21 protein-coding genes are annotated in these 25,294 nt (G+C 70.8%); 11 read left to right on the forward strand and 10 right to left on the reverse strand.

The window, feature by feature from the left end; all coding sequences use genetic code 11:
* The first annotated feature begins 54 nt into the window (after positions 1-54).
* On the forward strand, positions 55-1,314 hold the full coding sequence (locus ACZ4UU_RS21960) for a DUF2637 domain-containing protein (RefSeq protein ID WP_471905044.1): 1,260 nt from the start codon (positions 55-57) through the stop codon (positions 1,312-1,314).
* A gap of 72 nt (positions 1,315-1,386) precedes the next feature.
* Here ACZ4UU_RS21960 and lysS read toward each other — a convergent pair whose 3' ends face one another.
* A complete protein-coding gene (gene lysS / locus ACZ4UU_RS21965; protein WP_471905045.1) occupies positions 1,387-3,129 on the reverse strand; it encodes a lysine--tRNA ligase in 1,743 nt (580 codons plus the stop codon).
* Between the two features lie 270 nt (positions 3,130-3,399).
* Here lysS and ACZ4UU_RS21970 point away from each other — a divergent pair, with 270 nt between their 5' ends.
* Positions 3,400-4,479, forward strand: a complete 1,080-nt coding sequence (locus ACZ4UU_RS21970) for an LPXTG cell wall anchor domain-containing protein (protein WP_471905046.1) — start codon at positions 3,400-3,402, stop codon at positions 4,477-4,479.
* 101 nt (positions 4,480-4,580) lie between these two features.
* Entirely contained in the window at positions 4,581-6,341 is a 1,761-nt protein-coding gene (gene argS, locus ACZ4UU_RS21975) for an arginine--tRNA ligase (RefSeq protein WP_471905047.1), read from the forward strand.
* A 78-nt stretch (positions 6,342-6,419) separates the two neighbouring features.
* On the opposite strand, the gene ACZ4UU_RS21980 is transcribed toward argS, so the two are convergent.
* Complete coding sequence (locus ACZ4UU_RS21980; RefSeq protein WP_471905048.1) at positions 6,420-6,884, reverse strand: peptidoglycan-binding domain-containing protein; 465 nt, start codon at positions 6,882-6,884, stop codon at positions 6,420-6,422.
* A 313-nt stretch (positions 6,885-7,197) separates the two neighbouring features.
* Here ACZ4UU_RS21980 and ACZ4UU_RS21985 point away from each other — a divergent pair, with 313 nt between their 5' ends.
* From ACZ4UU_RS21985 to ACZ4UU_RS21995, 3 genes are read left to right on the forward strand one after another with little or no spacing between them, the layout of a single operon-like run.
* The gene (locus ACZ4UU_RS21985) at positions 7,198-7,992 is read left to right on the forward strand and encodes a peptidoglycan-binding protein (protein ID WP_471905049.1); all 795 of its coding nucleotides are present in this window, start codon (positions 7,198-7,200) and stop codon (positions 7,990-7,992) included.
* Entirely contained in the window at positions 7,989-8,834 is an 846-nt protein-coding gene (locus tag ACZ4UU_RS21990) for a helix-turn-helix domain-containing protein (protein ID WP_471905050.1), read from the forward strand. Before ACZ4UU_RS21985 ends, ACZ4UU_RS21990 begins: the two co-directional genes overlap by 4 nt.
* Positions 8,835-8,870: 36 nt before the next feature.
* Positions 8,871-9,656 carry a DUF4253 domain-containing protein gene (locus ACZ4UU_RS21995; RefSeq protein WP_471905051.1) on the forward strand — a complete coding sequence of 262 codons (786 nt, stop codon included), beginning with the start codon at positions 8,871-8,873 and terminating at the stop codon, positions 9,654-9,656.
* A 51-nt stretch (positions 9,657-9,707) separates the two neighbouring features.
* Here ACZ4UU_RS21995 and ACZ4UU_RS22000 read toward each other — a convergent pair whose 3' ends face one another.
* Positions 9,708-10,925 carry an aminotransferase-like domain-containing protein gene (locus ACZ4UU_RS22000; RefSeq protein ID WP_471905052.1) on the reverse strand — a complete coding sequence of 406 codons (1,218 nt, stop codon included), beginning with the start codon at positions 10,923-10,925 and terminating at the stop codon, positions 9,708-9,710.
* A 442-nt stretch (positions 10,926-11,367) separates the two neighbouring features.
* Between ACZ4UU_RS22000 and ACZ4UU_RS22005 the strand changes: the two genes are divergently transcribed.
* Positions 11,368-11,604: a hypothetical protein gene (locus tag ACZ4UU_RS22005; RefSeq protein WP_471905053.1), complete on the forward strand. Its 237-nt coding sequence runs from the start codon at positions 11,368-11,370 to the stop codon at positions 11,602-11,604.
* Positions 11,605-11,626: 22 nt separating this feature from the next.
* Here ACZ4UU_RS22005 and hemB read toward each other — a convergent pair whose 3' ends face one another.
* The gene (hemB, locus tag ACZ4UU_RS22010; protein ID WP_471905054.1) at positions 11,627-12,625 is read right to left on the reverse strand and encodes a porphobilinogen synthase; all 999 of its coding nucleotides are present in this window, start codon (positions 12,623-12,625) and stop codon (positions 11,627-11,629) included.
* A 241-nt stretch (positions 12,626-12,866) separates the two neighbouring features.
* On the opposite strand from hemB, the gene ACZ4UU_RS22015 reads away from it, so the two are divergent.
* Positions 12,867-14,282, forward strand: coding sequence for an FAD-binding oxidoreductase (locus ACZ4UU_RS22015; protein WP_471905055.1), 1,416 nt, complete (start codon positions 12,867-12,869; stop codon positions 14,280-14,282).
* A gap of 164 nt (positions 14,283-14,446) precedes the next feature.
* Here the strand turns inward: ACZ4UU_RS22015 and ACZ4UU_RS22020 are convergent, their stop codons facing one another.
* The 5 genes from ACZ4UU_RS22020 to ACZ4UU_RS22040 form a co-directional block, all read right to left on the reverse strand.
* The gene (locus tag ACZ4UU_RS22020) at positions 14,447-16,153 is read right to left on the reverse strand and encodes a bifunctional uroporphyrinogen-III C-methyltransferase/uroporphyrinogen-III synthase (protein WP_471905056.1); all 1,707 of its coding nucleotides are present in this window, start codon (positions 16,151-16,153) and stop codon (positions 14,447-14,449) included.
* The gene (hemC, locus tag ACZ4UU_RS22025; RefSeq protein WP_471905057.1) at positions 16,150-17,109 is read right to left on the reverse strand and encodes a hydroxymethylbilane synthase; all 960 of its coding nucleotides are present in this window, start codon (positions 17,107-17,109) and stop codon (positions 16,150-16,152) included. The genes ACZ4UU_RS22020 and hemC overlap by 4 nt, the downstream gene beginning before the upstream one ends.
* Positions 17,106-18,869 carry a glutamyl-tRNA reductase gene (locus tag ACZ4UU_RS22030; protein ID WP_471905058.1) on the reverse strand — a complete coding sequence of 588 codons (1,764 nt, stop codon included), beginning with the start codon at positions 18,867-18,869 and terminating at the stop codon, positions 17,106-17,108. The genes hemC and ACZ4UU_RS22030 overlap by 4 nt, the downstream gene beginning before the upstream one ends.
* On the reverse strand, positions 18,866-19,648 hold the full coding sequence (locus ACZ4UU_RS22035) for a redox-sensing transcriptional repressor Rex (protein WP_471905059.1): 783 nt from the start codon (positions 19,646-19,648) through the stop codon (positions 18,866-18,868). The genes ACZ4UU_RS22030 and ACZ4UU_RS22035 overlap by 4 nt, the downstream gene beginning before the upstream one ends.
* 299 nt (positions 19,649-19,947) lie before the next feature.
* Entirely contained in the window at positions 19,948-20,238 is a 291-nt protein-coding gene (locus ACZ4UU_RS22040; RefSeq protein ID WP_471905060.1) for a glutaredoxin family protein, read from the reverse strand.
* A 131-nt stretch (positions 20,239-20,369) separates the two neighbouring features.
* On the opposite strand from ACZ4UU_RS22040, the gene ACZ4UU_RS22045 reads away from it, so the two are divergent.
* The 3 genes from ACZ4UU_RS22045 (at position 20,370) to ACZ4UU_RS22055 (ending at position 24,139) form a co-directional block, all read left to right on the forward strand.
* On the forward strand, positions 20,370-21,293 hold the full coding sequence (locus ACZ4UU_RS22045) for an HAD family hydrolase (protein ID WP_471905061.1): 924 nt from the start codon (positions 20,370-20,372) through the stop codon (positions 21,291-21,293).
* 573 nt (positions 21,294-21,866) lie between these two features.
* Positions 21,867-22,646, forward strand: a complete 780-nt coding sequence (locus ACZ4UU_RS22050; protein WP_471905062.1) for an ECF subfamily RNA polymerase sigma factor, BldN family — start codon at positions 21,867-21,869, stop codon at positions 22,644-22,646.
* A 251-nt stretch (positions 22,647-22,897) separates the two neighbouring features.
* A complete protein-coding gene (locus tag ACZ4UU_RS22055; protein ID WP_471905063.1) occupies positions 22,898-24,139 on the forward strand; it encodes a DUF5667 domain-containing protein in 1,242 nt (413 codons plus the stop codon).
* Between the two features lie 100 nt (positions 24,140-24,239).
* On the opposite strand, the gene ACZ4UU_RS22060 is transcribed toward ACZ4UU_RS22055, so the two are convergent.
* The gene (locus tag ACZ4UU_RS22060; RefSeq protein WP_471905064.1) at positions 24,240-25,292 is read right to left on the reverse strand and encodes a lysophospholipid acyltransferase family protein; all 1,053 of its coding nucleotides are present in this window, start codon (positions 25,290-25,292) and stop codon (positions 24,240-24,242) included.
* Positions 25,293-25,294: the final 2 nt, after the last annotated feature.

Below are 25,294 nucleotides of genomic sequence, written 5' to 3' on the forward strand. Positions count from 1 at the left end.
CACAGATGTGCCACCCTGTTGCGCGCAACAACACGCACTGGGAGGGGAGTACGAGTGGCCGGGCCACCGCAGTTGACTCGGACGCACCGCATTCTCATCGGTGTGGTCGTGTTCGGCGCCGTCATCATCGCCGGCATCGGCTTCGCCGGTTCTTACGCGGCCGTCCGCGAGCTGGCCATCCAGAAGGGGTTCGGGAACTTCAGTTATGTCTTCCCGATCGGCATCGACGCGGGTATCTGCGTCCTGCTCGCCCTTGACCTTCTCCTGACGTGGATCCGCATACCGTTCCCGCTGCTGCGGCAGACGGCGTGGCTGCTGACGGCGGCGACGATCGCCTTCAACGGCGCGGCGGCCTGGCCGGACCCGCTGGGCGTCGGCATGCACGCCGTGATCCCGATCCTGTTCGTGGTGTCCGTGGAGGCGGCCCGGCACGCGATCGGGCGCATAGCGGACATCACGGCCGACAAGCACATGGAGGGCGTCCGCCTCACCCGCTGGCTGCTCTCGCCGGTGCCGACGTTCCTGCTGTGGCGCCGTATGAAGCTGTGGGAGCTGCGCTCCTACGAGCAGGTCATCAAGCTGGAGCAGGAGCGGCTGGTCTACCAGGCCCGGCTGCGCTCGCGCTTCGGCCGGGCGTGGCGGCGCAAGGCACCGGTGGAGTCGCTGATGCCGCTGCGGCTGGCCCGGTACGGGGTGCCGCTGGCGGAGACGGCCCCGGCTGGTCTGGCGGCGGCGGGCATCGAGCCGGCGCTGTTGCCTCCGGCGCCGAAGCAGGTGCTGGACGTGGCTCCGGCGCCCGTGCCCCAGCAGGCGACGCCTGCGGGCGAGCAGCGCCCGGAGCTGGTCGCCACGCCCGACCAGGAGCAGCCGGAGTACGTTCAGGACTGGTTCAACACTCCGCGCAACGTGGAGTACCAGGGCGGCTACGACCCCGAGTACAACACTCAGGAACAGTACGACCAGTGGTACCAGGAGCAGCTCCAGGCGGAGCAGTACCAGGAGCAGTTCCAGGAGGAGCCGCCCGTCCAGGAGCCTTCCCCGGAGGACACCGGCACCTTCCCGATCCCCGTGAGCCCCAACCGCACCCGCCAGCTCGGCGAGGGCGGCGGCGCCCCGGAGCCGACCGAGGAGGACTACTACCTGGTCTTCCGTGAGTCGATAAAGAGCGGGAACGGGGCCCCCACCCACCGCGGCCTCATCGCCGACGTCGAGGCGACGTACGGCGTCACGCTCGACGAGTCCGAGGCGAAGCGCATGGTGAACCGGTTCTCCAACCGCTACAACGCGGAACTGACGGACGAGCACATCGCCTGACCGGCGCACGTGAAAGGGGCCCTCGATCCGGGGGCCCCTTTCGTGTCACCGCTTACTCACCGAGCAGGCGGTCTACTCACCGAGCAGGCGCCGGACCCGTTCCTGCCCCACCGCCAGCAGCAGTGTGGGCAGACGCGGCCCCGTGTCCCGCCCGACCAGCAGGTGGTACAGCAGGGCGAAGAACGACCTCTGCGCCGTCTTGATCTCCGGCGGCAGCTCCTTGGGCGTGGCGTCCGCGGAGAACCCGGCCTGCACCTTGGGCACGCCGTACACGAGGTGGGTCAGCCCGTCCAGCGACCAGTGCGACTCCAGCCCGTCGAGCAGGAGCCGCAGCGACTGCTGGGACGCCTCGTCGAGGGACTTCAGCAACTCGGCGTCGGGCTCGTCCCGCACGATGGTCCGCTGGTCGGCGGGGACCTGCGTGTTGATCCACGCCTCGGCCTTGTCGTACCGGGGACGGGCCTCGTCCAGCGCGCCCAGCGGGTTCTCCGGGTCCAGCTCGGAGAGGATCCGCAGGGCCTGGTCCTGGTGTCCGGCGGTGATGTCGGCGACGGAGGCGAGCGTCCGGTACGGCAGCGGCCGCGCCGTACGCCGCAGCTCACCGGCCGCTGTGCGCACCGCGCGCGAGTGCGCGGCGACGTCGGCGGGCAGTGCCGATCCGTCGGCGACCTTCGCGTCGAGCTTGTCCCACTCGTCGTAGAGCCGCTGGATCTCCTGGTCGAAGGCGATCTTGAAGGACTGGTTGGGCCTGCGGCGGGCGTAGAGCCAGCGCAGCAGCTGCGGCTCCATGATCTTCAGCGCGTCGGCGGGCGTGGGCACCCCACCGCGCGACGAAGACATCTTCGCCATGCCGCTGATCCCCACGAAGGCGTACATGGGCCCGATGGGCTGCTTGCCGCCGAAGATCCCGACGATCTGCCCGCCGACCTGGAAGGAGGACCCCGGAGACGAGTGGTCGACGCCACTGGGCTCGAACACGACGCCCTCGTAGGCCCACCGCATGGGCCAGTCGACCTTCCAGACCAGCTTGCCGCGGTTGAACTCGTTCAGCCGGACGGTCTCGGAGAAGCCGCACTCGTTGCAGGTGTACGACAGCTCGGTGGTGTCGTCGACGTACGAGGTGACGGTGGTGAGGTCCTTCTCGCAGTTGCCGCAGTAGGGCTTGTACGGGAAGTACCCGGCGGACCCGGAGCTCCCGTCGTCCTCGGCGGCCGCCCCCGACCCCTCGGCGGCCTCCAGCTCGGCCTCGTCGACCGGCTTCTGCGACTTCTTGGCACCGGCCTTGGGCTTGGTCCGGTACTGCGCGAGAACGGCGTCGATGTCACCGCGGTGCTTCATGGCGTGCAGGACCTGCTCACGGTAGACACCCGAGGTGTACTGCGCGGTCTGGCTGATCCCGTCGAACTCCACACCCAGCTCGGCGAGCGCCTCGACCATCGCCGCCTTGAAGTGCTCGGCCCAGTTCGGGTACGTCGAGCCCTGCGGCGCCGGTACGGAGGTCAGCGGCTTGCCGATGTGCTCGGCCCACGAGTCGTCGACCCCGGCGATCCCGGCCGGCACCTTCCGATACCGGTCGTAGTCGTCCCAGGAGATCAGGTGCCGCACCTGATACCCCCGCCGCCGGATCTCGTCGGCGACGAGGTGCGGCGTCATGACCTCCCGGAGATTGCCCAGGTGGATGGGCCCGGACGGCGACAGTCCGGACGCGACGACGACCGGTTTGCCCGGGGCCCGACGCTCCGACTCCTCGATGACCTCATCCGCGAAACGGGAGACCCAGTCGGTGGTCTCGGTGCTCTGAGCCACGATCGGCACGTCCTTCTTTCTCCATCGGCGGCCAGTACGGTCGCACGGCCGGCTGCCCCATTCTTCCAGGCCGCGCCCCAACCGGGAAAACGAGTTCACCAGGTTCTCGCGCAGGGCTGTCTTCGGCTCTCCCCGACCGGCGGTTCTCGCGGTTCCCGCGATACCGGTCGGCCGCTTACAACCATCCCCGCTGCCGACCGGTCCAACTGCCCGTGGGAACGGCCGCTCCACTGCCGTCCCCCTCCGATTCCGCCCGCCTCCACGTCCGGGAGACCGTAGATGCACAGTTTTTGGGGACGCATCGTCGCCGCTGCGGGAGCAGCCGTGCTCGCCCTGCTGCCCTTGCCGGCACAGGGGGCTCAGGCCGCGCCCGCAGGGGGGACGGCCGACGTGGAGACGCAGATGCACATCTACGGCAGCCAGACCATCCCGGGCGCGACGGTCTCCGTGCAGTTGGGCGTCACCGTGCACTCGGGGCAGGTGGCACACGCCGCGATCAAGGTGACCCTCCCCATCGGCGTCACCTACGAGTCGGCCAGTGGCTACATGAAGTGCGAGCCGCCCGTCCGCGGCGGCCGCACCGTCGTCTGTGTACCGGACCGCCCGATGTACACGGCGGGCAAGATGGTGGTCCGGGTCCGCGAGGACGTGGTGCCGGGCACGGTGCTGACGTTCACCACGACTCCCGTCATCGACACCGGCACGGTGGACACCCGGCCCGAAAACGACTCGAAGACGGCCAGGGTCACGGTCGTGAAACCCATCGACATGGCCTCCGCATGGGAGCCGTCCTCCCTCTCGGTGACCCCGGGCAGGCCGGTGACCGTGAAATTCGTCGTGACCAACCACGGCCCCGGCATACTCCACGGGTTCGGGGTGGACTTCTCCACCGATGATTCCGATATGGCACTGCTCCCGCGGACAGTCCCACCGTCTGGAGTGACATGCATCCCGGATCCGGGGATAGTGATCTGCGAGGGCTATGGCGAGCTGGCCCCGGGAGAGAGCTACACGCACACCCAGACCTGGGTCTTCGACGAGCAGCACGCCGGCCGGACCATTCATGCCAAGGCCGAGCTCGGAGGTGTCGGGCGGACCGATCCGTACGATGCGAACAACACGGCCACCCTGACCTTCCACGTGGCCGGTACCGCTCCGTCGACGCCGACCACGCCCTCCGCATCGACCGACCCCTCGCCGCCGGCGCCCGGCAACACGTCCCAGAAGCCGGGTGCCGGGGAGCAGCTCGCCGAGACCGGCACCGGGCCGCTCGCCACCGCGGCCGCGGGAGCCCTCCTCTGCGCCGCCCTCGGCGCGCTGCTCCTGAGGAGGCGGACTCGGGTACCCCGCTCCCGCTGACCTGCCCCCGGCCCGCTTCCGACACCGCAAAAACCGCTTTACCCCCCATGGGATACTGACCGTGTCCATCCATCCCCACGAGGAGAACGGCACCCATTCCTATGGCCCCGGTCACGCCCCTCAGCGCTCGCGTCAACCAGCACCTCGCCGACGCCCTCGCCTCCGCACTCCCGGAGGCCGACGGAGTCGACCCGTTGCTGCGACGTAGCGACCGGGCCGACTTCCAGGCCAACGGGATCCTGGCCCTCGCCAAGAAGGCCAAGTCGAACCCGAGGGAGCTGGCGACCCAGGTCGTCGGCGACATCGTCACCGGTGACGTCATCAAGGACGTCGAGGTCTCCGGCCCCGGCTTCCTCAACATCACCGTCGCCGACAAGGCGATCACCGAGAACCTCGCCGCCCGGCACGCGGACAGCGAGCGCCTCGGCGTGCCGCTGAAGGACGACGCGGGCATCACGGTCGTCGACTACGCCCAGCCGAACGTCGCCAAGGAGATGCACGTCGGCCACCTCCGCTCCGCGGTGATCGGCGACGCCCTGCGCGGCATGCTCGACTTCACCGGCGAGAAGACGATCGGCCGGCACCACATCGGCGACTGGGGCACCCAGTTCGGCATGCTCATCCAGTACCTGTTCGAGCACCCCGGCGAGCTGGCCCCGCCCGAGGACGTCGACGGCGAGCAGGCCATGTCGAACCTGAACCGGGTGTACAAGGCCTCGCGCGCGGTCTTCGACGCGGACGACGAGTTCAAGGAGCGGGCCCGTAAGCGGGTCGTCGCCCTCCAGTCCGGCGACAAGGAGACCCTGGAGCTGTGGCAGCAGTTCGTGGACGAGTCGAAGGTCTACTTCTACTCGGTCTTCGAGAAGCTGGACATGGAGGTCCGTGACGAGGAGATCGTCGGCGAGTCCGCCTACAACGAGGGCATGCCCGAGACCGCCCGCCTCCTTGAGGAGATGGGCGTCGCGGTCCGCTCCGAGGGCGCGCTCGTCGTCTTCTTCGACGACATCCGCGGCAAGGACGACCAGCCGGTCCCGCTGATCGTGCAGAAGGCCGACGGCGGCTTCGGCTACGCGGCCTCCGACCTGACGGCGATCCGCAACCGTGTCGTCGACCTGCACGCGACGACGCTGCTGTACGTCGTGGACGTACGCCAGTCGCTGCACTTCAAGATGGTCTTCGAGACGGCCCGCCGGGCCGGCTGGCTGGGCGACGACGTCACCGCGCACAACATGGGCTACGGCACGGTGCTGGGCGCGGACGGCAAGCCGTTCAAGACGCGTGAGGGCGAGACCGTACGCCTTGAGGACCTGCTGGACGAGGCGGTGCAGCGGGCCGCCGAGGTCGTACGGGAGAAGGCGCAGGACCTCACCGAGGACGAGATCCAGGAGCGGGCGGCACAGGTGGGCATCGGCGCGGTGAAGTACGCCGACCTGTCCACGTCCCCCAACCGGGACTACAAGTTCGACCTGGACCAGATGGTCTCGCTGAACGGCGACACGTCCGTGTACCTCCAGTACGCGTACGCCCGTATCCAGTCGATCCTGCGCAAGGCGGGCGAGAGCAGCCCGGCCGCGCACCCGGAGCTCGAACTGCACGCGGCGGAGCGGGCGCTCGGACTGCACCTGGACGCGTTCGGCGACACGGTCTTCGAGGCGGCCGCGGAGTACGCCCCGCACAAGCTGGCGGCGTACCTGTACCAGCTGGCGTCCCTGTTCACGTCGTTCTACGACAAGTGCCCGGTGATCAAGCCGGAGCCGCCGAAGGACGTAGCGGAGAACCGTCTGCTCCTGTGCGACGTGACAGCCCGCACGCTCCACCAGGGCATGGCCCTGCTGGGCATCCGGACGCCCGAGCGGCTCTGAGCGACAGGAAGTGGCCGCGGCCCGTCCTCTCCCCCGTGGGAGGACGGGCCGCGGCGTGTGTGCGGTCGGCAGGTCGGCTCAGCAGCCGGTGCCGTTGAACTTCCAGAACGCGGACCTGGTCTCCGGTCCGGCGATCCCGTCCACGTCGAGGTGGTAGCCGAAGATGTCGCCGAAGGTGTTCAGGTACCTCTGCAGCGCCCTGATCGTGTTCGGGCCGACAGCTCCGTCGACGTCACCGGCGTTGTGTCCCCTCGCGTTGAGCAGACGCTGCGCCGCCTTCCAGCTGTTGGTGCCCAGCTGCCCGTCGATCGTGCCGGGGTTGTAACCACGGTCGCGCAGCCAGCACTGCCAGTTCTTGGCCCGGGCTGTGTTCAGGCCGAGGTTGTTCACGGCGAGGACGGAGACGTCCTGGGCGCTCACCGCGGGCTTGGCGGCCGGCTGGGACGCCGCGAAGCCGGTACCCGCGGCCGCCACCGTGCCGGCGGCGAGCCCGAGGACGGCGGTGAGGCTGACGACTGTCCTCGTCAACGCGTTCGAACGCATGCTTCTCCCTTGGGTCGTGGGACGGCACCTGACGTGCCGCCGGCTGACAGGACGAGAGTGCGGGGCGGGCGGCGCGGGCCACCACCGTTGCCGCCCAAGTGACGCCATCACGGGATGTCTCGGCCCCTGACCTGCAAAGACACCGTCCTCAGAGACGTCACGGCGAGACGGCGGGGACGGGTGTTGGCCGATTCCATACCCGTGCGGGAACCGCTTCCGCTGTGGGCCGTGGATGCTGATGCAGAATGCGACCGGGGCCGGCCCGCTGACCGACGGGCCGTGCGCCCGGACCGTGAACGCGTGTGGGGGGAACATGTCGCGTTGGGCAGCGCTGCCCGTGGAACTGGATCCGCGTGTGCGGCAGTTGGTGGTGCGCTTACGCCGGCTGAAGGACCACAGCGGGCTGAGCCTGCGCCAGCTCGCGGCGCGGACCGGGTACAGCGAGAAGTCGTGGGAACGCTATCTGGGCGGCCGCTCGTTCCCGCCCGCCGAGGCCGTCGTGGCGCTGGCGCGGGCGGTGGGCGAGGATCCGACACGCCTGATGGCGTTGCACGAGGTCGCCGCGGAGGCGTGGGGCAACAGACGCACGGAGCCGCCCCCCGGGACCACCGAGTCCATCGGCTCCCCAGCCGCCGAGACCACCGAGCCACGCTCGCCCGGCCGTTCGCTGCGGATAGCGCTCGCGGCGGGGGCCGTGGCACTGGTCCTGGCGGTCGCCACGGCGGTTCTCCTCGTCGTACGACTGGGTGACGACGCGGCGGAACGGCCCGCGGCTTCCCTCGCCGCGACCGCCACCTCCGCATCCACGCCGCCGCCCGCGTCGGCCGCGCGACCGGAACCCCCGTACGCCTGCCGCGTCGAGCGGATCGACGGCCGCTGGGGCGCGGGCCTCAGCCGCACCGAGCGCGCGATCCTGGCGAACGGCCATGCGGGGCCGGAGGTGGCCGAGGCGCAGTGTCTGCTGCGCCGGGCCGGTATCTCGCCGGGCGGCATCGACGGGATCTTCGGTCCGATGACGGAGCGCGCGGTCAAGCGGATGCAGCAGCGGGCCGGACTCGTCGTGGACGGCATCGTCGGGCCACATACCTGGAAGGCTCTACGACGATGACGACGCCGTCCCCGGAACGGGCCCGTCTGGCCGCCGCGTTGCGGGAGTTGAAGGGGCGGACCGACCTGAGCCTGGCCGGCCTCGCGGCGAAGACCGCGTTCAGCAAGTCGTCCTGGGACCGCTACCTCAACGCCCGGACGGTCCCTCCGCGCGACGCCGTCCAGGAGCTGTGCCGCCTCGCCGGTGAGCCGGAGGCGCGCTGTCTGGCGCTGTGGGAGATCGCGGAGTCGGCGGGCAGTGGACGGGCGACGGAGGAGGCATCCGCGCCTGCGGAAGGGGTGCCGGCGCCCCCGGACGGGGGCACCGTCGACGACGGCTCCGTTCGGCGCAGCGCGACCCTCGTGGCGGTGCTCGCGTCGGTGTGCGCCGTGGCCGTCGGGGGCGTCGCCGCGGTGGCCCTGCTGCTGCCGCACCGGGACGGCGAACCGCGCGCGTCGCTGTCGCCGCCCCCGACCGCGGCGGGGCCGCGCTGCCGTGGAGAGGTGTGCGAGGGCAAGAGCGCCATGCAGATGAAGTGCGCGGGCCGCCCGCAGACCCTCGCCACGCACCGGACCGCCTCCGGCGCCTGGATGGAACTGCGCTACAGCCAGGAGTGCGGGACGAGTTGGGCCCGAATGTGGGCGACACACATAGGCGACCGGCTTGAGATGTCGGCCGGTGACAAGGGCGGCGGCTCCGATGACGGTGGCGTCCGCAGCGCGGAGATCGAGAACGGCGTCGACGCCGACAACTACGTCTACACCCCCATGACCGCGGCCCGCCCCGGAACCGTCGTCCGGGCCTGCTTCCACCCGGCCGCGGGCGGCGGCACGGAGTGCTTCGACAGCCGAGTGGGGAGGTGAGAGACGTTGTCAGTGGCTGCCCCTACAGTCGCTGACATGGCGACACTTCCGAACCCTCTGCCCAGGCTCGCGTCCCTGGGACTGCACCTGCCGCCCGGCGGCCTGGTGGACGCGACTGACGACGGACCGTGGCACGAGCCGCTGCTGTGGCTGTCGGACGACCGGTCGACTCCGGGTGACTGGACCGCGCTGCGGCACACGGCACCGGCCGTCGGCCTGCTCCCGGTCCTCCTGGACGTCGGCGCCGGTCACGGCGGCCCGCAGCTGTGGGAGTTGATGCCCCGCGAGATGTCGTACGCCGGGGATCACGACGCCGAGGATGTGCTGGAGGAGTTCTGGGAGGAGTACGCGGAGGAGGGCGAGGCCTGGCCCGGCCTGGCGACCCCCGAGGCCGCCGAGGTCGCCGACACCGCCCAGGACCCCGAATCCGTCGCCTCCGACATCGTGGACTCCCTCCTCGACGGCCGTGGCCCCCTCAAGGACCCCCGCATCGCCCTCGTACCGGCCCGCCGCAGCGCCGACATCCCCGCGGCGATCGGCTGGATGGGCCCGGCCAACCACGAGAACGACACCGGCCGTCTGTCCGCGGTGCTCCGCTCCTGGGAGGACCGGTTCGGCATACGCACGGTGGCCCTGGGCTTCGACACCCTGCTGGTGTCCGTCGCCGCCCCGCCCACCACCCTCGCCGACGCGGAGGCCCTGGCCGCCGAGCACTTCGCCTTCTGCCCGGACAACATCTGGCAAGGCACCGACAGCACCCCGCGCGCCTACGCCGAGAACCAGCTCCTCAACCAGCCGGCCTGGCACTTCTGGTGGGACTGACCGACGGCGCGGCGGACCCTCGCACTCCGGGGCCGGTCCGGTGGATCAGGCTCAGGTCCTGGGCTGACGCAGCCCCTCCCCCAGCCTCCTGAGCCCCTCCTTGATCTCCTCCGGCGTCTGCGTCACGAAGCACAGCCGCATCGTCGACCGGTCGGGCTCACCGGCGTAGAAGGGCGCCCCGGGCACATAGGCGACATCGTGCCGCACCACCTCGGGCAGCAGGGCCGTCGTGTCGTACGACTCCGGCAGCCGGACCCAGAGGAACATCCCGCCCTCGGGCCGGTCCCAGGTGGAGCCGTCGGGGAGGGCGCCGGCCAGGCCCGCCAGCATGGCGTCGCGGCGCTCGCGGTAGACGTCCCTGACACGGGCCACATGGGCGTCGAGGCCGGTCAGACAGCGGGCGGCGGCGAGCTGGTTGACGGTCGGGGTGTGCAGGTCCGCGGCCTGTTTGGCGACCGCGCAGGCCCGCCGCAGGGCAGCGGGCGCGCGCAGCCAGCCCAGCCGCATGCCCGGCGCCATCACCTTGGAGAAGGAGCCGAGCAGCACCGCGCGGTCCTCCGCCCCGGGGTACGAGGCGATCCACGGCACCCGCTCGCCCTCGTACCGGAGTTCGCCGTACGGGTCGTCCTCGACGATCCACACCCCGCGCCGGGCGGCGACCTCGGCGACGGCCGCCCGGCGCTCGGCGGGCAGGGTTCTGCCGGTCGGGTTCTGGAAGGTGGGCACGGTGTAGAAGAGCTTGGGCCGCTCCCGCTCCACCAGTTCCTCCAGCGCCCGCGGATCCGCCCCGTCCGCATCTCCGGGCACGGCCACGACTCGCGCTCCCGCGAGCCCGAACACCTGAAGTGCCGCCAGATAGCAGGGGTCTTCGACGAGGACCGTGTCTCCGGGCTCCAGCAGCGCGGTGGCCAGCAGCGACAGGCCCTGCTGGGAGCCGGTGGTGATGAGGAGGTCGTCGGCGTCGGTCGCCAGTCCGCGCGCCGACATGCGTGCGGCGAGCCCGGCACGCAGGCTCGGCTCGCCCTCCGTCGTGGAGTACTGCAACGCCTGCGCCGGCGTCTGCGCGAGCACGTCGCGGAAGGCGGCAGCGATGCTCTCCCGGTCGAACAGCTCCGGCGCCGGCAGCCCGCCCGCGAAGTTGATGACCTCGGGCCGCGCGGTGACGGCGAGAATGTCCCGCACGGGCGAGCCCCCCACGGCACCGGTCCGCGCCGCGAGCGACGGCACGGCGGCTGGGACTGGGCGGGGCGCGGGCTCGATGACGGTCATGGCACGGCTCCTTCGACTCGGCGACGGGGGGTGACGGCTCGTGCCGGGCAGCTTAGAGAACTACGTGTCACCTACAAGCGACTTTCCGGAATGCGGACAGAGAGGGCCCGGCCCTGGACAAGGGGCGGGACAGAGGCGGGACAGAGGCGGGACGTGGGCTGGGGCGATGCCGGGACAGGAACCAGAATCCGGCCCCGCCCACGCCGTAGTCCGCGGACGGCGCCCGGATCCGGCCCCGCCCTCCCCGTACACCGCGGACGGCACCCGGATCCACCGCCCCGAACGTCCCACACCCACCCACCGGGACACCACATCCCCGCAGGTCAGCCACCATCCCGCCGCTCGGGCGTCCCGAATTCGCGGCTCATGGTGGCGGCCGGGACGGATGATCACGCAGGCTGGGCCCCGACACCGACCCCCACGCTTTGGAGAGGGCCGCACCATGTCCGCGTCCGCACACCCCCCTCGCCCCCGCGCCCGGCTGCTGGGGCGTGCCGCCCTGGCCGCCACGCTGGTGGCGATCACCGCGCTGACGCTCACCGCGTGCGAGGACGGCCAGGGCCTGCGCGACGAGGGCCCGTCGACCCCGACGAGCCCCACGGCCACGACACCCACAGCCCCCACGAAACCACCGACACCACCAACAACACCGACACCGCCGAAGTCCGGCGGCCGGTGACAGGAGCCGGGCGGTATGCCCGTCAGCCGCGCCCCAGCTTCTGCGCCGCCTCCGTCGCCCAGTAGGTGAGGATGTTGCGCGCACCGGCCCGCTTGATGCCGGTCAGCGTCTCCAGGATCGCCCGGTCCCGGTCGATCCAGCCCTTCTCGGCGGCGGCCTCCACCATCGAGTACTCACCGGAGATCTGGTAGGCGGCGACCGGCACGTCCACCGTGTCGGCGACCCGCGCCAGGATGTCGAGGTAGGGCCCCGCCGGCTTGACCATCACCATGTCGGCGCCCTCCTCCAGGTCGAGGGCGAGTTCGCGCAGGGACTCCCGCACATTCGCGGGATCCTGCTGGTACGTCTTCCGGTCCCCCTGCAACGAGGAGCCGACGGCCTCCCGGAAGGGCCCGTAGAAGGCGGAGGCGTACTTGGCGGTGTAGGCCAGGACAGCGACATCCTCCCGCCCGATCTGATCAAGAGCATCCCGGACGACCCCGATCTGCCCGTCCATCATCCCGCTGGGCCCGACGACATGGGCCCCGGCGTCGGCCTGGACCTGCGCCATCTCGGCGTACCGCTCAAGGGTGGCGTCGTTGTCGACGCGCCCCTCGGCGTCCAGCACTCCGCAGTGCCCGTGATCGGTGGTCTCGTCCAGGCACAGGTCGGACATGACGAGCAGCTCGTCCCCCACCTCGGCCCGCACATCCCGGATGGCGACCTGGAGAATCCCCTCCGGATCCGTACCAGGCGTCCCGAGGGCGTCCTTCTTCTCTTCCTCCGGCACCCCGAAGAGCATGATCCCGGAGATCCCGGCCGCCACCGCCTCCGCGGCGGCCTTCTTCAAACTGTCCCGCGTGTGCTGAACGACCCCCGGCATGGCCGCGATCGGCACCGGCTCGCTGACACCTTCGCGCACGAAGGCCGGGAGGATGAAGTCGGCGGGGTGCAGCCTGGTCTCGGCGACCATGCGCCGCATGGCGGGGCTGGTCCGCAGACGCCGCGGCCGCGTACCGGGAAAGGATCCGTACGTCGTCATGCCACCTACGCTACGCCCGCCCCGACAGCACCTTTGCCGACGTGCCGTCGGCACGGAATCACGGCCCTGCCGGCCCGCAAGCGCCCCCGTCGGCCCGCATGCGCCGCCCACCCCCGAGGTCCATCCTGAAGAAGAGCCCCCGCCCTCGAACCCAAGGACCCGACGGCACAAGCACCTCCCCCTCTCTCCCCGCCTGCCGCCGCCGTCCCTCCGTAAACACGCGCACATCACGGAGGACGCGATGACCGCCACCACCACCCACCACAACACCCCCGACCTCTTCGCCCTCTCCGAGATCCACGGCCCGGTCCTGCGCCCCGGCGACGACGGCTACGCCGACGAGGTCACCGGCTTCAACCTGGCCGCGCTGCACACCCCGGACGTGGTGGTGGGCGCGACGGGCGCCGACGACATCGTGACGGCGCTGCGCTGGGCGTCGGCCACGGCCACCCCCGTCGCCGTGCAGTCGACGGGCCACGGCGCCAACTTCCCCATCGACCACGGCCTGCTGATCAGCACGGCCCGCATGACGGACGTACGCGTCGACCCCGACCGGCGCCTGGCGACGATCCCGGCCGGCGCGAAGTGGCGGCACGTCCTGGAGGCGACGGCCCCGCACGGCCTCGCCGCACTCTGCGGCACGTCCACCGACGCGGGCGCGGTCGGCTACACCCTGGGCGGCGGACTCCCGGTCCTGGGCCGGGCCTACGGCTACGCGGCGGACCTGGTCCGCTACTTCCAGGTCGCCACCCCCGACGGCACGCTCCGCGAGAGCGACCCCGACCACGAACCGGAACTGTTCTGGGCGCTGCGCGGCGGCAAGGGCAACGTAGGCGTGGTGACCTCCATGGTCTGCGAGCTCCTGCCCATCCCCACCCTCCTCGGTGGCGGCATCTACTGCCCCGGCGAACACACCGAGGCCCTGCTCCGCACCTGGGCCGACTGGACCCACACCCTCCCCGACGACATGTGCAGCACCTTCAGCCTCCTGCGCCTGCCCCCGATCCCGGAGATCCCCGAGCCTCTACGAGGCGGCTTCTGGGCCCGCGTAGCCATCGCCTGGCCCGGCGACCCCGCCGAAGGCGAAGACCTCCTGGCCCCCGTCCGCACGGCGGCCCCGGTCACGGTCGACACGGTGGAAGTCATGCCGTACGCGGCTCTCGACCGCATCCACATGGAGCCACAGGACCCGCTCCCCGCCCGCGAGTCCTGCGCCCTGCTCCGCGACCTCACTCCCGAGGCCGTCGACACGTTCCTGTCCCAGGCCGGCCCGGACGCCCCCGACTGTCCACTGCTGGTGGTCGAGATCCGCCACCTCGGCGGCGCCCTCTCCCGCCCCGCCCGCCAACCGGACGCGATCTGCTCCCGGGACGCGAACTACCTCCTGGAAGCGGTGGGCGTCCTGGCCGCCCCACCAGCAGCGGAGGCCATAGAACAAGCCACCCGCTCCCTGTACGCAGCAATGTCCCCGTACGGCACGGGCCACACCATGGTCAACATCCACGGCACCCCCGGCAACGAACCCGACCGAGCCCGCGCCTGGACCCCGGACGTCTACGACCGCCTACGCAAGGACAAGTCGACCTACGACCCGAACAACCTGCTCCGCTTCGGCCACACGATCGCTCCGGGCACCCCCAGCCCGTCCGGCGCTTGAGGACGAGCCGCACTTCCAGCCCGTCCGGCGTTTGAGGACGAGGCCCGCAGGGCCGACAGCGGGGTCTGGGGGCGCAGCCCCCAGCGGGGTCGAAGGGACAGCGCCCCTTCAAGGGATGGGACGGGTAGGGGCGGCGGGGGCGAAACCACCCCCGCCGCTCACACCTACGTAGTGGACCGCCGCCGCCGAGCCCCCGGCCGCCGCTCACTGGGCCGAGTAACCGCATCCCCAGCCTCCAGGGCGGCAGCCCTCCGCCGCATCCCGAACTCCGCCAACGCCTCGGCCAACTTGTGCACAGACGGCTCCGGAGCCATCACATCCACCCGAAGCCCATGCTCCTCAGCGGTCTTCGCCGTAGCAGGCCCAATACACGCGATCACCGTCACGTTGTGCGGCTTACCGGCGATCCCCACCAGATTCCGCACAGTCGACGACGACGTGAAGAGAACGGCATCAAAGCCACCCCCCTTGATCGCCTCCCGCGTCTCCGCCGGCGGCGGCGAGGCCCGCACGGTCCGATAGGCCGTGACGTCATCGACCTCCCAGCCCAGCTCGATGAGCCCGGCCACCAAGGTCTCGGTCGCGATATCCGCCCGCGGCAGGAACACCCGGTCGATCGGATCAAAAACAGGGTCGTACGGCGGCCAGTCCTCAAGCAGCCCGGCAGCCGACTGCTCCCCACTGGGCACCAGATCCGGCTTCACACCAAAGGCGATCAGCGCCTTCGCGGTCTGCTCCCCCACCGCCGCGACCTTGATCCCGGCGAACGCACGGGCATCGAGTCCGTACTCCTCGAACTTCTCCCGCACGGCCTTGACGGCGTTCACCGAAGTGAAAGCGATCCACTCATAACGGCCCGTCACCAGCCCCTTGACCGCCCGCTCCATCTGCTGAGGCGTCCGCGGCGGCTCGACGGCGATCGTCGGCACCTCGTGCGGCACGGCCCCGTACGACCGCAACTGGTCGGAGAGCGAAGCGGCCTGCTCCTTCGTCCGCGGCACGAGCACCCGCCACCCGAAGAGCGGCTTGGACTCGAACCACGACAGCTGATCACGCTGGGCCGCGGCGGAACGCTCACCGACCACGGCTATCACCGGCCGCCCGCCTTCCGGCGAGGGCAGCACCTTGGCCTGCTTCAACGTCTGCGCGATGGTCCCGAGCGTCGCGGTCCAGGTCCGCTGCCGAGTCGTCGTACCGGCGACGGTGACCGTCATCGGCGTATCGGGCTTACGTCCGGCGGACACCAGCTCACCGGCGGCCGCGCCGACGGAGTCCAGCGTCGTCGACACGACAACCGTGCCGTCCGACGCCCCGACCTCGGTCCAGCACCGGTCGGACGCCGTGCGCGCGTCCACGAACCGCACGTCCGCGCCCTGCGCGTCCCGCAACGGCACACCGGCGTACGCCGGCACACCCACGGCCGCGGCGACACCGGGCACGACCTCGAACGGCACGCCCGCCGCGGCACACGCCAGCATCTCCTCGGCGGCGTACGTGTCGAGCCCGGGATCCCCGGACACCGCACGCACGACCCGCCTGCCGCCCCGCGCGGCCTCCATGACAAGATGTGCGGCATCCCGCACCGCGGGTAGCGCAGCGGTCGTTGACGCGCCGTCAACAACCGCTAGTTGAGGCGCGCCTGTGCCCGGAGCGGCGTCCGAATCGGGACCCGTGTCCGTGTGCACTTCGGCGACACCGTGCCTGGCGTGCACGCGTACCACGTCGAGCACCTCGTGCTCGGCGACGAGTACGTCCGCGTTCGCCAGCGCCTCCACGGCGCGCAGAGTCAACAGCCCCGGATCCCCGGGTCCGGCACCGAGGAAGGTGACGTGCCCGTGTTCAAGGCCGGCGGGAAGGGTGGTGGGGCTCAATGTGCTCGCTCCCCCATCAGACCGGCCGCGCCCTGGGCAAGCATCTCGGTGGCGAGTTCGCGACCGAGCGCCAGCGCTTGGTCGTGCGTCTCGGGCACGGGACCGGTGGTGGACAGCTGCACCATCCGCGTGCCGTCGGTCGTACCGACGACGCCGCGCAGGCGCATTTCCTTGACAATCTGCCCGTCGGCCAGCAGGTCGGCCAGCGCGCCCACAGGGGCGGAGCAGCCGGCCTCCAGGGCGGCGAGCAGTGATCGCTCGGCGGTCACGGCGACCCGCGTGAACGGGTCGTCGAGCTCGCCGAGCGCGGCGACGAGGTCCGCGTTACCCGCGGTGCACTCGATCGCCAGGGCCCCCTGGCCGGGGGCGGGCAAAACTGTGTCGACCGACAGGAAGTCGGTCACTTCGTCGATCCGGCCGATGCGCCGCAGCCCGGCCGCGGCAAGCACCACCGCATCCAGCTCACCGTCGCGCACGTACCGGATCCGGGTGTCGACGTTCCCCCGGATCGCGACCGTCTCGATGTCCAGCCCGTGGCTGCGCGCGTACGCGTTCAGCTGCGCCATCCGGCGCGGCGAACCCGTGCCGATGCGCGCCCCGCGCGGCAGGTCGGTGAGCTTCAGGGCGTCCCGCGCGACGATCACATCGCGCGGGTCCTCCCGCTCGGGCACGGCCGCGAGGGTCAGTTCCTCGGGCTGCGAGGTCGGCAGATCCTTCAGGGAGTGCACCGCGAAGTCGACCTCGCCCCTCAGGAGCGCGTCACGCAGGGCGGTGACGAACACGCCGGTGCCGCCGATCTGCGCGAGGGCCTCGCGTGAGACGTCGCCGTACGTGGTGATCTCGACGAGTTCGACGGGCCGTCCGGTCACCTGGCTCACGGCGTCCGCGACCTGCCCGGACTGGGCCATGGCGAGTCTGCTGCGCCGGGTGCCGAGCCGTAGTGGCTGCTGAGTCATCGTGGGCCTCGGTTCTTCTCGGTGCTGTCCTCGGCCCGGGTGACGGAGGCCACCGTCTCCTGGTCGAGGTCGAACAGGGTCCTCAGGGCATCCGCGTACCCCGCGCCGCCCGGCTCTGCCGCGAGCTGCTTGACCCGTACGGTCGGGGCGTGCAGCAGCTTGTCGACGACGCGCCGCACGGTCTGCGTGATCTCGCCGCGGTGCTTGTCGTCGAGGCCCGGCAGCCGGCCCTCCAGACGGGCGATCTCGCTGGCCACGACATCGGCGGCCATCGTGCGCAGAGCGACGACGGTGGGCGTGATGTGCGCGGCCCGCTGCGCCGCCCCGAAGGCCGCGACCTCGTCGGAGACGATACGGCGGACCTGGTCGACGTCGGCCGCCATCGGAGCGTCGGCGGAGGCTTCCGCCAGCGACTCGATGTCCACCAGCCGCACCCCGGCGAGCCGGTGCACGGCCGCGTCGATGTCGCGCGGCATGGCGAGGTCGAGAAGCGAGAGAACCGGCGTGGGGCGGACCGCCTCGGCGACCGGCTCGGGCCTGCGCCGCTCGGGGATCCGGCCGACGGTGGCCACGGTCGCGGCGAGCGCGGTGATCAGCTCGGCGTCGGCCTCGGGGCTGCGCCGGGCGGCCTCACGGCGGTCGACGGCACTGCCCGCGGCCCAGCTCGCGTGCTGCTCCAGGGTGGCCGCGTCCATCCCGGCGACGGCGGCCTCCCCCATGACAGAGAAACCTCCCTGCACGGAGCCGAGATCCAGCGGGCAGTCCTCGTCGGCGCCGACGCTGGTGGGCGGCAGCGGGGTCTGCCGTACGTCGGTGGCGTCGGCGGCGCTCCTGCCGGCCGGCGCCTTGGCAGCCGTACGACCGCCGGCTTCCTCGAAGGTGACCGGCTGACCGGTACGGCCCTCCACGCCCGCGGCGATCTCCTCGGCCGTGAGGACGATCCCGGTCGCGCCGGTGCAGGAGACGACCACATCGGCACGTGTCAGCTCGCCCGGCACCGCATCCATCGGTACCGCGCGGGCCAGCACGTCCGTGCCGTCGGCAGCGCTGAGGCCCTGTCCATATTGCTCTCCGAGGAGGGCTGCGAGCCGCTCGGCGCGGTCGTAGGTCCGGTTGGCGACCACGATCTCGGTGACCCCGACCCGCGCGAGCGTGGCGGCGGCCAGCGAGGACATCGAGCCGGCGCCGATGACCAGCGCCCGCTTGCCGCGGGCCCAGTCCTCCACGGCCGTACCGGCGGACAACTGCTCCAGGCCGAAGGTGACCAGGGACTGCCCGGCGCGGTCGATGCCGGTCTCGGAGTGGGCGCGCTTGCCGACCCGCAGGGCCTGCTGGAACAGGTCGTTCAGCAGCCGCCCGGCGCTGTGCAGTTCCTGCGCCTTGGCGAGGGAGTCCTTGATCTGCCCGAGGATCTGGCCCTCGCCGACGACCATGGAGTCGAGCCCGCAGGCCACCGAGAACAGATGGTGGACGGCCCGGTCCTCGTAGTGGACGTACAGATACGGCGTGAGCTCGTCGAGCCCCACCCCGCTGTGCTGGGCGAGCAGCGTGGACAACTCGGCGACGCCGGCGTGGAACTTGTCCACGTCCGCGTACAGCTCGATGCGGTTGCAGGTGGCGAGCACCGCGGCCTCGGTGGCGGGCTCGGCGGCGACCGTGTCCTGCAGCAGCTTGATCTGGGTGTCCGCGCCGAGCGCCGCGCGCTCCAGGACGCTGACCGGGGCGCTGCGGTGGCTCAGCCCCACGACGAGGAGACTCATGCCGGCATCACGGCGGGTACGTCCCCGTCGGGCCCCTGGTTGTCGGCGGACGCGGCGGCCTCGGCGGGCTCCTCGCGGGTGACGGCGGCCGGTCCGGCGCCGTCGGTGTGGGCCTCCTCGCCGGCCTTGCGCTGCTCGTGGAAGGCGAGGATCTGCAGCTCGATCGACAGATCCACCTTGCGTACGTCGACGCCGTCCGGGACGGTCAGGACGGTCGGCGCGAAGTTCAGGATGGAGGTGACGCCGGCGGCCACGAGCCGGTCGCAGACGGCCTGGGCGGCACCGGCGGGGGTGGCGATGACACCGATCGACACGCCGTTGTCCTGGATGATCTTCTCCAGGTCGTCGGAGTGCTGCACGGGAATCCCGGCGACGGGCTTTCCGGCCATCGCGGGGTCGGCGTCGATGAGCGCGGCGACCCGGAAGCCACGAGAGGCGAACCCGCCGTAGTTGGCGAGCGCGGCGCCGAGGTTACCGATACCGACGATCACAACCGGCCAGTCCTGGGTGAGCCCCAGCTCACGGGAGATCTGGTAGACGAGATACTCGACGTCGTAGCCGACACCCCTCGTGCCGTACGACCCCAGGTACGAGAAGTCCTTGCGCAGCTTCGCGGAGTTGACCCCCGCCGCGGCCGCGAGCTCCTCGGAGGAGACCGTGGGTACCGAGCGCTCCGACAGCGCGGTCAGGGCTCGGAGGTACAGCGGAAGCCGGGCGACGGTGGCCTCGGGAATCCCTCGGCTACGGGTCGCCGGTCGGTGAGTTCGGCCAGTTGCCACGGTGCTCCTGCGGGTAGAGCGGGACTGCCGGCGGTCAGTCGTGCCCAGACCGCCCCGTCGAATGCAGGCTATGTCTTTGTGAACGCGTGCACAAAGATGGTGTCCGATTTGCCCGCCCAACGTGACCGGGCTCACGCACGCCCGGCGCACTGGTCTGGAACCGGCGCACACGCACCACCGTTCCTCATCTCCTGGGGGCAAAACCGCACACTCTCCTCAACGATCCCCGCCCCCGAGACCAAGTCGCCGTCGATCCTAAGCCGTTTTCGGCAAAGTTGGACTACCCGGTCAGTGCTCGGTCACCGCTCGGTCAGTGCTTTGCGGAGGCGATCTTCGTTCACACGCCAGAAGGTGTGCTGGGCTCCGTCGACGAGGACGACGGGGATCTGTTCCCAGTACTGGTCGTGGAGTTGGGGATCCTGGTTGATGTCCTTCACCTCCCAGGGAACCCCCAGCTCGCCACAGACCTTCTCGACGGCGATCTGTGCGTCATCACACAAATGACAGTCGGGCTTCCCGATCAGGGTGACGAGCCGGTCCTGCGGGGACTTGGCTGCGGCGCGACGAAAAAGAGGGCTCATGTCAGCCATTCTCCCGCGCCGCCACGCGGAGACCGGGCCGCTGCTCCACCACGCTGTTTAACTGCGCGGTCGCGGAGAGTTCACAACCTTCAAACCTCTCGACTCCGGAAGCACCGAACAAACTGGCTATGCTCACGGTCATGGCCGCTCTTGGATGGCTCACTCCCCGTAGGCGTTCCGCCACGGCGCGGAGCGTGTTGGCTGGCGAGGCTTCGGCGGAGGCAGCGCGGAAATCGTCGCAGGAAGCGACGGAGGTCTCCGAGACCGTCGAACCGGAGTTCCCGGTGCTCGGCGACGAGAAGGCCGCCGCCTTCTTCGACCTGGACAACACCGTGATGCAAGGCGCCGCCCTCTTCCACTTCGGGCGGGGCCTGTACAAGCGCAAGTTCTTCGAGACCCGCGACCTCGCCAAGTTCGCCTGGCAGCAGGCGTGGTTCCGGCTGGCCGGGGTCGAGGACCCCGAGCACATGCAGGAGGCCCGCGACTCGGCCCTGTCGATCGTGCAGGGCCACCGCGTCGCCGAGCTCCAGTCGATCGGCGAGGAGATCTACGACGAGTACATGGCCGAGCGCATCTGGCCCGGCACGCGCGCTCTCGCCCAGGCACACCTGGACGCGGGCCAGAAGGTCTGGCTGGTGACCGCGGCTCCGGTGGAGATCGCCACGGTGATCGCCCGCCGCCTCGGCCTCACGGGCGCGCTGGGCACGGTCGCCGAATCCGTCGACGGCGTCTACACGGGCAAGCTGGTCGGCGAACCCCTGCACGGCCCGGCGAAGGCGGAGGCGGTCCGCGCCCTGGCCGCCGCGGAGGGCCTGGACCTCTCCCGCTGCGCGGCCTACAGCGACTCGCACAACGACATCCCGATGCTCTCCCTCGTCGGCCACCCCTACGCCATCAACCCCGACAGCAAGCTCCGCAAGCACGCCCGCAAACTCGACTGGCGCCTACGCGACTACCGCACCGGCCGCAAGGCAGCGAAGGTCGGCATCCCGGCGGCGGCAGGAGTCGGAGCGGTGGCCGGCGGCACAGCAGCGGCAATCGCCCTGCACAGGCGCCGCCGGTAGCCACCCACGGTTACAGAAAGTCACGCCACTGCACCCCAGGCCCTTCGGCGTGCGCCGCCCTTCCAGCTCCTCCGGCGTGCGCCGCCTTTCCAGCCCCTTCGGCGTGTGCCGGCTTTCCAGCCCCTCCGGCGTTTGAGGAGCGGGGGTCCAGGGGGCAGAGCCCCCTGGCGGGGTCGAAGGGGCGGAGCCCCTTCAGGGATGGGACGGGTAGGGGCGGCGGGGGCGAGAAAACCCACCCCGGGCGCCAAGTTGACCACGCCCGGTCACGCAACCCAATCCGCATCCCATACCCCCGCAACCCCCTGTCCAGTCCCCTTGGCTGCACACGACCACAACACGCCCCGGAGACAGCCCGAACACGGACGAATTCGATCAACAAGCGATCACTCTCCGGCACTTGATCGGCCGCCAAACGGTTACAGAAGAGACGCAATCGATGATTTGAGCAACTGGGCGTAGCAGGGCCTGCACGAAGCGTTATTCTCCTCAGACGCAATCCGGTACCCCTCCGTCGCTACGACGGGTGAACGGTCCCGTACTGCACGTGATGGAAGCTCTGCCTCTGGGAGTCCCGTGTACCCACACGTCGGGGTTGACGCCTCGGGCCTGGCTACGCTGCGCGCAACGGTCAAAGACCTGTTGCGCGGCTTCGTCCCCACCGCGTACGCCGTCCCCGCCCTCGCCGTAACCACCGCGCCCGTAGGCCCGTGCTACGCGCTTGCCGACGGCAGCGCCGCCGTCGGCAGACGGGGACGCTCGGCCTCGGCCGGTACGGCAACCGCTCGTCGACCTGCCGCGGACAGCGACAGCGCTCGAATGATGGATCTCGTGGAACGCGCACAGGCCGGCGAGGCCGACGCGTTCGGAAGGCTCTACGACCAGTACAGCGACACCGTCTACCGCTACATCTATTACCGGGTCGGAGGAAAGGCCACCGCCGAGGACCTCACGAGCGAGACCTTTCTGCGGGCGCTCCGGCGCATCGGCACCTTCACCTGGCAGGGCCGCGACTTCGGCGCCTGGCTCGTCACCATCGCCCGCAACCTCGTCGCCGACCACTTCAAGTCCAGCCGCTTCCGGCTGGAGGTGACCACCGGCGAGATGCTCGACGCCAACGAGGTCGAGCGCTCCCCCGAGGACTCCGTCCTCGAGTCCCTCTCCAACGCCGCACTCCTCGACGCCGTACGGCGACTCAACCCCCAGCAACAGGAGTGCGTCACCCTCCGCTTCCTCCAGGGCCTCTCCGTCGCCGAGACCGCCCGCGTCATGGGCAAGAACGAGGGCGCCATCAAGACCCTCCAGTACCGAGCCGTCCGCACCCTCGCCCGGCTCCTCCCGGACGACGCACGCTGAGCGCGTCCCCCACACCGAACCAGCACACTCAGCAACCTTCAACTCACCCTCGGTGAAAGTCTGTTGACTTCGCGGTCCGTTCATCCTCCGTCCGTAACCCAAGTGCCAAGCCGCTCGTTGTGCGGGATGCAGGCTCCCTGTGGTCACTCCCTGGCCGACTTCGATCACTCGATCGTGTGGATTCGGTCAGGGCGTGCAACCCTCAGGACCCCCTGGGGAGTCGACCGTCATGACGAGAGGAGGTGCCGCCAGTGATCGCGAACGTATCGGCGCACCGGCGGGCGAACGCCTTCGCCCAGGCCCTGGAGGAGCTGTCCGACCGGGGCTCGGCGGCCGAGCAGGCCGAGCAGCCCGATGGATCGGCACCGGCACCGGCTGCTGCGGAACAGACCGAGCAGGGGCGCCTGTTGGCCCTCACCACGGGTCTCGGCGAGTTGCCCAAGCCCGTACTCGACCCCGAGGTCAAGGTCGTCCAGCGGGCCCAGCTCGTGGCCGCGATGGAGGCCATGCTCCAGGAGGGCGCTGCGGGAGGCGAGGCGGGACCCGCCCTGCCCGAGCAGCGTTCGGAGCGGGCGAGAGGCGCGCATCGGGCATCGCCACTGGGCAAGCTGCGACCGCGTTCACGGCTGGCCAAGGGCCTCACCGCGGGCGGACTCAGCGTCGGCGTCGCCGCGAGCGCCTTCGGCGGAGTCGCCGCGGCGAGTTCCGACGCCCTGCCCGGAGACTCTCTCTACGGCCTCAAGCGCGGCATAGAGGATTTCAAGCTCAACGTCCTGGCCGACGGCGACGACGAGCGCGGGCGAACGTATCTCGACCAGGCCTCCACCCGGCTGAACGAGGCCCGGCGGCTGATGGAGCGGGGCCGCGGCGGGCAACTCGACCACGAGTCGCTCGGCGAGATCCGCCGCGCCCTGTCCGGGATGCGGCACGACGCCTCGGAGGGGCACCGTCTGCTCCGCGAGGCCTACCAGCGCCACCCGGACTCCCTGGGGCCCATCCAGGCCCTCTCCGCCTTCTCACGCTCGCACCGCGAGGCGTGGGGCCACCTCCGTGAGCGGCTTCCCGTCCAGCTCGGGGACGTCAGCGAGCAGGTGTCCTCGGTCTTCGACGCCATAGACGACGAGGTCGCGCCGCTGCAGTCGCTCCTCCCGCCGACCCCGGCACAGGGCGGCGACGGCAAGGGCCGGGGCGGTTCCGGCTCCTCATCGACCGGCACGTCCGGCTCCGACCGGTCGGCCCACCCCAGCGCCGGCGGCTCCTCCGACGGCAATCGGTCCGGCGGTCCCAGCAAGTCCGCCGAGAGCTCGGCCGGCGAGAGCGAAGGTTTGCTCGGCGGGAACACCGGCGGCCTCCTCGACCCCCCGAAGGACACCGACAGCACCGGCACCTCCCCGTCCACATCCACACCGAGCAGCGAGCCCGCCGTCACCCTCCCGCCCCTGCTCCCCGGTCTCCTGCCGGGCCTGGGCATCGAGGGCGAGGACGCGAACTAGCGACCACAGAGCCAGTCACACGGCGATGGGGCGCCCCTCTCAGGGGCGCCCCATCGCCGTGTGAACGTTTCTCCGACCCGTTCGTCCTCCGACCCGTTCGTCAGAAGAACACCGACCGCCGCTGCACCAACAGCTTGTACAACGTGTGCTGAATCTGCTCCCTGACCTGATCCGTCAGGTTGAACATCAGCATCGGGTCCTCGGCCGCCTCCGGCGGATAGCCATCCGTAGGAATCGGCTCGCCGAACTGGATCGTCCACTTGGTCGGCAACGGGATCGAGCCGAGCGGGCCGAGCCACGGGAAGGTCGGCGTCAGCGGGAAGTACGGGAAGCCCAGCAGCCGGGCCAATGTCTTCGCGTTGCCGATCATCGGGTAGATCTCCTCCGCGCCGACGATCGAGCACGGGATGATCGGCGTGCCCTTGCGCAGGGCCGTGGAGACGAAGCCACCGCGGCCGAAGCGCTGGAGCTTGTAGCGCTCGCTGAAGGGCTTGCCGATGCCCTTGAAGCCCTCTGGCATCACGCCGACCAACTCGCCCTGGCCCAGCAGCCGCTCGGCATCCTCGGCGCAGGCGAGGGTGTGGCCGAGCTTGCGGGCGAGTTCGTTGACCACGGGCAGCATGAAGACCAGGTCGGCGGCGAGCAGCCGCAGATGCCGGCCCGCCGGGTGGTGGTCGTGCACGGCCACCTGCATCATAAGGCCGTCCAGCGGCAGCGTGCCGGAGTGGTTGGCGACGATCAGGGCGCCGCCCTCGGCCGGGATGTTCTCGACACCCTTCACCTCGACCCGGAAGTAGTTCTCGTACACCGGGCGCAGCAGGGACATCAGGACCTGGTCGGTGAGTTCCTCGTCGTACCCGAAGTCGTCGACCTCGTAGTCCCCGGTGAGGCGGCGGCGCAGGAAGGCCAGGCCGCTCGCGATCCGCCGCTCCAGGCCGCCGTTGTCCTGGGGCTGCTGGGGCGGCTGTTCCTCACGTGTCACAGGAACATCATCCTGCGAGAAGGCTCGTCCGGGGAGGGGCTGGACCTCGCGTACCAGCGCGGATTCACCGCTCTTACGCCGGTTCCCCGCACTGCGGCGCCGCTGCGGCCGCTGCACGGCGCTCCCGCGGGACCGGTCGTCGTCGAACGGAATGACCTTGGCGTCCGCCATCG

It is taken from the genome of Streptomyces sp. NPDC028907, assembly GCF_055564995.1.